A 2,125-nucleotide genomic window follows, 5' to 3' on the forward strand; every position below is an offset into this window, starting at 1 on the left:
CCGCCACGTCCGCCATGCCCGCAACCTACCGGTGCGCCGCGCGCCACCGGCGCTGCGGGGCCGGGAATCCGGCGGCGTCGACCCGGCCGCTCTGGCAGGGTGGTCGATCCCGGCCACCGCCGTTCGGCTGTCAGGCGGGGCCGGCGCCGGCCGGCCACCGACGGGTGGGCCGGCGCGCGCCCCGCGGCTCGGACCGGCCCACCGGTCGAGTTTCACCCCGTGCGGCGCAGCCGGCCACGCAGCCGGCCGGCGGCGTCGCCGAGCACGGCACAGGTCATCGGCAGCAGCGGGCTGGACCGCATCACCGCCAGGTCCTCGGCCGGGCTGGTGTCGCCGTCGAGGAAGCGCAGCACCCGCGACGCGGGGTTGCGGTCGAAAAGCCGGTCGAAGAACTCCGGGCCGCTCACCCGGCCGGTGTCCAGGGCCCGCAGCGCCACCGCGTCCATCCACAGGTGCCGCCGGGGGTACGCGGGGGCGGGCACCGGAGGCCGGCCGGCCGAAAGCGCGCGGGCCACCTGGTCGGCCTGGCGCAGCATCGCCGAGAAGGTGAACCCGGTGGAGGGCCGGGTGGCGCCGCCCGCCGTGCCCAGGCGCACGACCCGGGGTGAGGGGCGGCGCGGGAAGGGCGCGTCGGTCATCGGGATCACCCCGTCCTCCACCTCGCGCACCGTCAGCGCGGCCGGGTCCACGCCGAGACGGCCGAGGTAGCCGCGCAGGGCGGCGTCGTACCCGTCGTCGGTGAGCGGCCGCGGGGAGAACTCGGTGTACTCGACCAGCGCGTACCGGTCGCTGACCGGCAGGACGTAGCCGAAGGAGACTCCCCGGGCGGGCTGCGGGGTGCGGAAATCCATCAGCACCGCCCGCCGCGGGTCGAACAGCGGGACGTCGGACTGGGCCCACCAGCCCCGGAAGTGCTGCAACCAGGAGGTCCGGCCGGGTCGCGCCGGCGGCCGGGGCCGCGAGTCGAGCACCCAGGCCGCCCGGACCAGCGCGGTGCCGTCCGCACCCCGTACCAGCACCCGGGCGCCGTCGTCGTCGAGGGCGCCCGCCACGGCGTCGAGCCGGACCGCCCCGAGCCGCCGTTCGGCCTCGGCGGCGCGGGCGTACACCGGGGCGGAGCGCAGCATCGCATACCGCAGCGGGGCCAGGTCGAGGACCCGTCGGCGGGTCGGCGTGGTCACCTCGACCTGCCGCCAGCTGGCGCTGAGCACCGGGTCGAGACCCCCGCCCGGGCGGCCCCAGAACGCCCAGGTGCGGTCCTGGCCGCGCTTGCGCACCGGGTCGGCCACGGCGACCCGCAGCCCCCGCACCCCGTGCCGGTCCAGGGCGGCCAGCACGAGGGACGCGGCACCCCCGCCGCCGACCAGGGCGACGTCGACGTCGACCGGCGCGGACTCGTTCACCCCGACACGCTGTCACACCGCCGGGCGGGGCGCGGCACCGGCACGGGCGCACCCGGACGGGCTCGGCCAACGAGCCGCCGCCGGGTGGACACGTGACGGCAAAGAAGAATTCTCATTTTCACCGGATCGGAGGCCCAACCCTCCTAGTGTTGGGCACACCGGTGCTTGTCACGGAGTTGGCCACCCGAACGACGTCCCACGCAGTCAGCGGACGAAATGTGAGGGAAGACGCGTATGAAGGCACAGTCAGTTCTCGGATCGGCGGCGTTCGGCGTGGGCCTCGGCACGCTCCTGCTCCCCGCCGCCGCCCTCGCCGACACCACGGTGTCACCGGCCACCACCCCGGTCGGCGGCACGGTGGTGCTCACCTCGACCTGCAACCCGAAGTCCGGCGACGCGATCTTCCGCGTCACCGGCCCCGACCGGGACCAGAACGTCCGGTCCACGACCGCCGCCGCCGGTGGCGGGCTCAGCGCGGAACTGTTCACCGCCGGGTTCACCCTCGGCACCTACACGGTCACCGCGACCTGCGGCGACGGCACCTCCTCGGGCAGCGCGACGTTCACCGTCACCCCGATCGGCGCGGCACCGGCCGGCGCCGGAGCCGACGCCGACGCCAGCGGCCTGCTCGCCGCCGGCGGCACCCTCGTCGGCGCCGCGGCCACCGGCGCGCTGGCGCTGGCCCGCCGCCGACGCCGGGGCGCCGCCGCCCGCGCCTGAGC

At 76.9% G+C, this 2,125-nt stretch carries 2 protein-coding genes; one reads left to right on the plus strand and one right to left on the minus strand.

Features of this window, described 5'->3' with window-relative positions; translation table 11 throughout:
• Positions 1–212: 212 nt before the first annotated feature.
• Positions 213–1,403, minus strand: coding sequence for a lycopene cyclase family protein (locus tag MCAG_RS00955; protein ID WP_007071129.1), 1,191 nt, complete (start codon positions 1,401–1,403; stop codon positions 213–215).
• Positions 1,404–1,637: 234 nt separating this feature from the next.
• Here MCAG_RS00955 and MCAG_RS00960 point away from each other — a divergent pair, with 234 nt between their 5' ends.
• Positions 1,638–2,123 carry a hypothetical protein gene (locus MCAG_RS00960; protein ID WP_007071130.1) on the plus strand — a complete coding sequence of 162 codons (486 nt, stop codon included), beginning with the start codon at positions 1,638–1,640 and terminating at the stop codon, positions 2,121–2,123.
• Positions 2,124–2,125: the final 2 nt, after the last annotated feature.

This window comes from Micromonospora sp. ATCC 39149 (assembly GCF_000158815.1).
In the GTDB taxonomy this organism is placed as follows: Bacteria; Actinomycetota; Actinomycetes; order Mycobacteriales; family Micromonosporaceae; genus Micromonospora.